Source organism: Alkalibacter saccharofermentans DSM 14828 (genome assembly GCF_900128885.1).
Lineage (GTDB): Bacteria > Bacillota > Clostridia > Eubacteriales > Alkalibacteraceae > Alkalibacter > Alkalibacter saccharofermentans.
Genome location: NZ_FQTU01000026.1, coordinates 1 through 8,052, shown reverse-complemented (window position 1 = coordinate 8,052; position 8,052 = coordinate 1). Strand labels below are relative to the sequence as shown.

Genomic DNA, 8,052 nt, shown 5'->3' with positions numbered 1-8,052 from the left:
GCTTTCCGATATAGCTTTGGGTGTTTTCGGGGCCAGCTTCAAAATCTGCCTGAACCGCTGGATAGTAGCTCCCTTTATTATCCTTTAGGTTGTATCCTTTTTCTGTTATTGTAAAGCTTACGATCTGTAGGCTTGGGTTTACAAAGATTTCTTTCAGTCTTTTCCAGTCACTTGAATTATCTGGGTCTACAGTCAAGGACTCCATCACGCTCGCCACTACCGTCTTTTCTACTTCTCCCGTTGACTTTAGCGTAACCAATAGGCTCAAGTTGTCGTGGGGCTTGTTCATCTTTTCTATTATTTCATAGTCAAATCCCTCTGCCACAACTATTCCTTTTTGCGCACTCTTCTCATTAAGGTTGTTCTGGTTCACATTTGCCAAGAACGCCCTGAATATGTTGCCTGCCCCAAAGTGTATCCAGTTGGGGTTTTTAATCGTCTCTGCCTTAACCGCTTCGTAGTCAAAAGCAGGCAGCTTATATGACTTTTCGTTCCATTGGTTGACTTCCATTAAGCCCTTTAATGTTAATTTAATAATTCTCATCCTCTCGTCATATATTTATTTACGCACAACTAACAACTAAATCCTTGGTTAGTCAAATCTCAGAGTAACTTTACATACTTGCTCAGGATGCTCCTTTATCAATTCAAATGCCTTTACAACTTCTGTATAATGAAAGGAATGAGTTCTTAACTTTTCCGGAGTTAGCACTCCACTTTCAAACCCTTCTATTACTTCTGGAAATCTGTAGTTGCTCAATCTCGACCCAATTATATTAAGCTCTTTTTTAGTAATTTCAACTTGTGCGATAGCAGACTTTTTACTCAATAATCCTATTACTACAACTCTCCCAGCTGGGCTCGCCATTCCCACTGATTGCTCAAAAGATTCCACCGAGCATACACTATCTATAACTACAGGCATACCCTCATTATTGGTAAAATCCATTATCACCTTACTCAAATCTTCTTCCAGTACATTTACGACTATATCTGCACCCATTTCTTTCGCTCTTTCAAGACGCGATGTGACTATGTCCGTGATGACAACTTCCGCACCTCGCGCTTTTGCAATTTGCATAGTGCATACGCCAATAGGGCCACTGCCCATTATCAGCACTTTATCTCCTTTTTTTATCTCGCCCCTAGCGTTGATTTGAGCACCTATTGAATACGGCTCTACCAGACTGATCAACTCTTCTGGCACCTTGCTTGTATCGATTTTATAAGCATTGGCAGCGGGAACTACAATATATTCAGCAAATCCTCCATCTCTATGAACTCCGGTAACTTCTAACGTGCTGCACACGTTGTGCCTTCCATTTTTACATGCAAAGCACTCCCCGCATGATCTAACGGGATCTATCGCTACTTTATCTCCAACGATAAGATCTGTAACTCCGTCACCCACTTCTACGACTTGGCCACCATACTCATGACCAATGATTCTTGGATATGTGGCAAGAGAGTTGCTCCCATTAAAAATACCTATATCTGAACCACATATACCTCCACTGATTATTTTTATCAAAACGTCATCTTTATTCTCAATTGCTGGTTTTTCCACCTCTGCAATTTTTATTTCAAAAGGTTTCTCCACTAAAATAGTTTTCATTAATTAAATTCTCCTTTCTAATACAATACATTGACCTGCCAATTCAAATAATATCCAACTTAAGATTTTTAATAAAGCACTGAAACATATTAATTCAAACTATTAATTCAACTTGCAAAAAACGAAGGAATCCAAGTTATAATACCAGGTATAAACAAACACAACAATACTACCGCAATCATTGCAGCCAAAAATGGTGCTACAGCTTTTGCTCCTTTAGATACTGGAATTTTCCCAATATTACATGTTATAAATAACAAAATTCCTACCGGAGGGGTAACTGCTCCGATTTGCACAGTCATTACCACCAACACAGCAAAATGTATAGGGTCAAAACCAAATTGATTAGCTATTGGCACTAATACCGGCACTAAAATTATCAGCAATGCGGTGGCATCCATAAAGAAACCCAATATAAACAGAACAACCAATATCAATATCAGCACAATAATAGGCGATTGTGTCAACGTGGTCAATGCTGTAGTAATTAACTGCGGGAACATCTGTCTTGCAAGTAACCAACTCATTACCTGAGCCGCTCCAATTACCATCATCGTAGTGGTTGTAACAACCGCAGCGTTCATAATAATTCTAGGTAAATCCGATACTTTTAGTTGCTTTGTTAAAAACCCTACTATAAATCCATATAAGACCGCGATTGCACCCGCTTCTGTAGCTGTGAACACTCCACTCAATATACCTCCTAATATAATCAGTGGCATCAATAGAGCACTAATCGCACCCTTAAAACTAGCCCAAATCTGGTTCAAACTAGCTTTAGGTTCTGCTTTATATCCACGCTTAACAGCAAACACATACGTGACCATGATCAGCACTAATCCCATTAAAATCCCCGGAATCATACCTCCCATAAATAGAGATCCTATTGACAATCCCGACATCGAAGCATATACAATCATACCTATGCTTGGAGGAATAATCGGTCCTATACAGGATGATGTAGCAGTAACAGCAACACTAAAGTCATCATCATAACCATCCTCTACCATCGCAGGTATCAACATAGCTCCTATTGATGAAGCATCTGCTACTGCCGAGCCTGAAATGCCTGCAAAGAACATGCTTGCCAGTATATTGACATGGGCTAATCCACCGCGTATATGACCAATTAATGAACTTGAAAACTTAACTATTCTCTTCGTAATCCCACCTGTGTTCATTAGTTCGCCAGCTAAAATAAAAAATGGTATCGCCATTAAAGTAAATGAGTCCATTGCAACAAAAATTCTTTGTGGCACTATCACTCTAGGAATATTGCCATCTATAAATATTGCTACTATTCCTGATAATCCCATGGAAAAAGCAATTGGTACTCCTATGCCCATTAATACAAAAAAACCAATTATTAGTACCCACAACACTCGAAATCACCCCTTTATATCTGTTTTGTAGCTTTTGACGCCATTGTTTCTTGTTTCCCATTTCTTATGTCTACGTACATTCTCCTGACGGCGTATATTAGCATTATCAGACAGCCTACAGGAATAGCGGAGTATGCATAACCAAGTGGTATTCTCAAAGCTGGTGATGTTTGTCTCATCGTCCTTCCAACAATTTCATAACCTGCCGAACCTAAAAAAACTAAAAATGAAATTACGCATACATCTGTAAACAACACTATGATCTTTTTCTTTTTATCAGAAAAAAAGTTGAAAATTATATCCAATCCCATGTATGCCCTCTTATCCAGCGCAATTCCTCCTGCTAAAAATATCATCCATACAAAACTGTATCGTGCAAATTCTTCAGCCCAAGTTATTGAGTTGTTTAATACATACCTTGAAAACACTTGCATCCATATTATGCCTATAAAACTTACAAAAAGACCTCCAGTAGCAACTTTCACCAAAGTGTCAAATATTTTGAATAATCTACCCAAATCAAATCATCTCCTTACCAGTTAATACTGCAATAATTTATTAGAGCTGATCTAGCATGCTAGATCAGCTCATTTAACAGCTTAGTTCGTGTTTTCGATAGTATTGATCAAATCGCCCGCATCTAGATTTTGAGCATATTCATCATATAAAGATTGTGCTGCTTGTCTCATTTCAGCTCTTTCTTCCTGTGATACTTCGTGTACTTCTACTCCCTTTTCGTTTCTTAAAGTCTCAATATTTTTTTCGTTGCCATTGACAATCAAGTCATAGTTAACAGCCCAAGCTTCCTCTATAGCTTCATTAATTATGTCTTGTGCTTCTTGAGGAAGAGTTGAGAATACGTCTTCACTTACCATGACCAATGATGTAGAAAGAATATGGCCTGTTGTTGTCATGTGCTTAATTACTTCATAAAGGTGCTCTACAACTACTGAATATGTATGAACTTCAAACGCATCTACCACTCCAGTTTGCATTGAAGTGTATAGCTCTCCCCATGGCATAGGAGTTGGATTAGCTCCTAGGCTATTCCATGTGCCTACAAATGCTGGAGATTCTGGAACACGGATTTTTACACCTGCAAAGTCTTCCAACTTAGGCATTGGTGTATTCGAATACAAATATCTAAACCCTTGAACAAAAGCTTTCATGACTCTAATGCCCTGATCTTCTAGCATTGGTGCATATAATTCTTCACCTATAGATCCATTTACAATTTTTTCTACGTGATCTATATCTCTAAATATAAATGGCAGGCTATAAACGCCTAATTTAGGTTGGAAGTTTTCCATAACACCTGACGATATATACGCCATATCAATAGTGCCCATTTCCAAACCTTCTGCTAAATCTCTCTCATTCCCTAATTGGTTAGCAGGGAATATCTGTATTTCGATCATCCCATCACTTTTTTCCTTAACTATATCCGAAAAAGCAACTAAGGCTTTATGTGGTGGACTCTCTAATGCTTGCCCATGTCCTAAACTCAATTCTATTTTTTCGGTTATTCCTGTTGATTGATTTCCATTTTCATCTTGATTTTGGTTCTCTCCTCCATTTGAGTTGTTACAGGCTAAGAACGTCATTGATAAAACTAGTAAGATACTGATTAAAGATAACTTTTTACGATTCATTCTTTTTCCCCCTCGGATTAATTAATAGCATTTTGCAATATTACACATACATTAGTAACTTATTGCTCACCTCCTAAAATTAATTGAATATATTATGGTCATTATCATAAAGATTATATAATGAAAATCAATACTATGCTCAATCTATATAATAATAACGTTTTCACAATGGTCAAGGGTGATAGTTAAGCCCTTTACTACACTCACCACAAATTGCCTTTGTCATCAAATTCCATTTCTTCAGCTTCGCTAATGACTTCAACATTTGTCATTTCTTTCGCTTTATCTAAAAGCGCTTCCGAAATATAAATGTACTCTACATGCAATGTATTTCCAATCCTAACAATTAGCGGATTTTCTCTATCTATTTCATTGCAAGTTTTAATAGCTGCTTTTATAACATCTCTGTCGCTATTTAAAATCATTGGAATTTTAATATTGTTTACCACTGTTGATGTTATGGCATTAGGGTATGTTTTTGCAAGATCTGCTTTTTCGAACAATCTTCTAGTTGTTAAGTCTGCAGACCCCATTCCGACTGCGTTGCCGTGGGTTTCATCACTGAGATCAAGAACTGCTACTCTCTGTGCTTTAACGCCTCCTGATGCGTATGGAGTACAGAACGTTCCCGATATGTTAGGATCCATACCGTCTCCTGAGTAATTCTTCCCAATCTTATCGACTATTAAAACATCAATATCGTCAAATAAGATTTTAGCCATCATTCCTTTTGCCTCTATTAAAAGATTGGGTTCTACTGCTGGAATTTGTTCATTTGTTAAAGCTAACACCTTGCACGTTTCATCAAAAGGATTCTCAAGAGTTGCTATCCCAAATAAAATATTGGAATTAGCGAGAATTGCATTTGCAAACAACGGAACTAGTCTCGCCATATGTTTAAAACCAGCTGCATGACATACATCTGCTCCTTTTTGTTTTCCTAAACCTATTGTGATCATTTTCATCAATCCAGATTCATAAGTTCCTCGAAAGCAAGTATGGGGCTTAATCCGATTTACAACTACAATACCGTCTGCTTCAGCAGCAAATTTATCAATATACACCGGATGTTGCTCATCAGTATATCCTATGTGTGTTGTCTCCATAGTAGATTTAATTTGACAACCACAAAACTCTTCAGTAATGCCATAGCTTTCCAAAACCTCTGTTTGACCTTCAGCAGTAGCTCCACCATGACTCCCCATTGCCGGTATGATAAATGGCTCAGCACCTTGTTCTTTTATAAAGCTAGCTACTTCTTTCAAAATTATTGCAATATTTGCGACGCCTCGACTGCCGCCAGTAATAGCAATTTTCATTCCAGGTTTTATTCTTTCTTTTATTTCATCTTTTGAAAGTTCTATGTTTACAGCCCCTGCTACATCTTCAACAATTGGGCGAGGGAATATTTGTCTTACTTTTGCCATCTTAGGTATTTTGATGTCTTCAATTAATTTGTTTACAATTTCCATTATGTCACCTCTATCTAACTTTTCAATTCTTGATATACACTGCATTCTAAAACGATTTCTCATTAGCTTTAAAAGAAATCTCTTTTTCAGCACTTTTACAAAGTAAAATCGTTGTATCTAAATATCTCAAACTTGTATTACAAGTTGCCGTTGTGACAATTATACGTTATACATTTTTTCATGTCAATGTTTTTTTGTTTTCTTGTGAATCGTTTTCATGGTTGCATTATTTGGCAATTGTTCTGCTTTTTTTTACACATTAAACCTATTTTACGATTATCTGCCATTAACGTTGACATCAACCTTGGTTTTTAGTACGTATCTTTATGCTGTTTTGTAAATCTATTTCATTCTAAACGAATACAGCGAGCAACTTGTTTTACAAGTTGCTCGCTGTATTCGTTTCCACTTATGTTCACCAATCTCATTATCTTTCTGCCACCTCAAAAAAACAAAGCCCAAGGTCGTAACCCCAAGCTTTCGTTAGCAAAAAATATTATCGCCATTTATTTGGCTAGATTTTCCAAATCTATATATGTATCAACATTCAATTTTTTTATATCTTCGATAGTTCTAGAGATATGACTCTGCATGAAATGGGCTGCTAATTCAGGATTTTTTTCCTCAATTGCAGTATATATATTCTTGTGTTCTTTTATGCTGCTCGACAACCCTAGTTTTTCATTTACATTTATTTGATGTTTGCGCATTACGTGCCTGAACATCTCATTTGTTTTAACATTCAAGGGATTATTGCTACCACGCGCTATTTCCATATGAAAGTCTAGATCAGCTTCAGCAAATATTCTGTTTGGAACTTTATCGATATTATTTTCGTCCATTATTCTAATATATTTTTTGAGATTCTTCAAATTCTCAACACTTCTATTTATCGCACACAATCTAACATTTCCAACTTCAATAATGCTTCTAAACTGGAGAATATCAATAATATTCTCATCTCGAAACATCAAAAACGATATCAAAGGATTTAAAAAAATAGAAGGATCAGGTTCGCTTACAAAAGTCCCCTTACCTTGAGCCTTATAAAGGACTCTTAAGCTAATAAGTCTTTCCAAAGATTGCCTTACAGAAATTCTACTTGTATTCCATTTCTCGCATAATTCATTTTCCGAAGGCAATTTGTCTCCCGGCTTTAATTCCCCGTTGATTATCTGTGACTCTATATCCTCATAAATCAAATCGCTTATACTGCTCATTTATTATTATTCACATCCCATTTATATTACTACTTAAAGCTAGTTATTCAATAACTGCTAATAAAGACCCTAAGCACCTTGTCTTTTGTATAAAATACTAACTTAATATCCAGCTAAATGTCAACAAGTTTTTTTATGAGCCAAGCACTCCCATGCACATTCTACGAGACTTATCGCCTTTATCATTACGTTCCCTTATCAGAACTCAACATATAACTATGAAAGCCCCTTTCCTAAATTATTCAGAAAAGAGGCTTCATTTTTATTAATTTATTTATTCTGTTCCTTCGCCTTATCTAAGCTATCCCATACTCCGAGCATGTACATAACGCCCATTGCCCTGTCGTACAGTCCATATCCAGGCCTGCAGTTTTTCTCCTCGCCCCAAAGGTGTCTTCCATGGTCAGGTCTTACGTATCCGGCGAAGCCGTTGTCGTGGTAAGCTTTTAACACTTCGTAAATATCTACGTTTCCATCTTTTCCCCTATGGGAAACTTCTATAAAGTCCCCGTTTTCAAAGACCTTTACGTTTCTTATATGGGCAAAGTGGATTCTGTCGTGGAATTCTCTGATTATAGAAGGGATATCATTTAGCAGGTTTGGTCCTAGTGACCCTGTGCAAAGGGTAAGTCCATTATACGGACTGTCTACCAGCTTTAAAAACTTTGCTATGTGATCTCTGCTTCTGATGATCCTTGGAAGCCCGAATAT

At 36.9% G+C, this 8,052-nt stretch carries 7 protein-coding genes and 1 pseudogene; all 8 read right to left on the bottom strand.

Features of this window, described 5'->3' with window-relative positions:
- A pseudogene (locus BUB93_RS11085) lies at nucleotides 1-544 on the bottom strand (mannitol dehydrogenase family protein); the annotation flags it as partial.
- Nucleotides 545-592: 48 nt separating this feature from the next.
- Nucleotides 593-1,615, bottom strand: a complete 1,023-nt coding sequence (locus tag BUB93_RS11080; RefSeq protein ID WP_073272258.1) for a zinc-binding alcohol dehydrogenase family protein — start codon at nucleotides 1,613-1,615, stop codon at nucleotides 593-595.
- Nucleotides 1,616-1,722: 107 nt separating this feature from the next.
- A complete protein-coding gene (locus tag BUB93_RS11075) occupies nucleotides 1,723-2,997 on the bottom strand; it encodes a TRAP transporter large permease (protein ID WP_073272255.1) in 1,275 nt (424 codons plus the stop codon).
- A gap of 14 nt (nucleotides 2,998-3,011) precedes the next feature.
- Nucleotides 3,012-3,515 carry a TRAP transporter small permease gene (locus BUB93_RS11070; RefSeq protein WP_073272253.1) on the bottom strand — a complete coding sequence of 168 codons (504 nt, stop codon included), beginning with the start codon at nucleotides 3,513-3,515 and terminating at the stop codon, nucleotides 3,012-3,014.
- Between the two features lie 81 nt (nucleotides 3,516-3,596).
- Nucleotides 3,597-4,649, bottom strand: coding sequence for a TRAP transporter substrate-binding protein (locus BUB93_RS11065; protein WP_073272250.1), 1,053 nt, complete (start codon nucleotides 4,647-4,649; stop codon nucleotides 3,597-3,599).
- A gap of 203 nt (nucleotides 4,650-4,852) precedes the next feature.
- A complete protein-coding gene (locus BUB93_RS11060; RefSeq protein WP_073272246.1) occupies nucleotides 4,853-6,121 on the bottom strand; it encodes a nickel pincer cofactor-dependent isomerase, group 22 in 1,269 nt (422 codons plus the stop codon).
- 506 nt (nucleotides 6,122-6,627) lie between these two features.
- Nucleotides 6,628-7,341, bottom strand: a complete 714-nt coding sequence (locus BUB93_RS11055) for a FadR/GntR family transcriptional regulator (protein WP_073272243.1) — start codon at nucleotides 7,339-7,341, stop codon at nucleotides 6,628-6,630.
- Between the two features lie 270 nt (nucleotides 7,342-7,611).
- Nucleotides 7,612-8,052: mannonate dehydratase (locus BUB93_RS11050; protein WP_200789522.1), on the bottom strand; the 441-nt coding region annotated here is incomplete at its 5' end.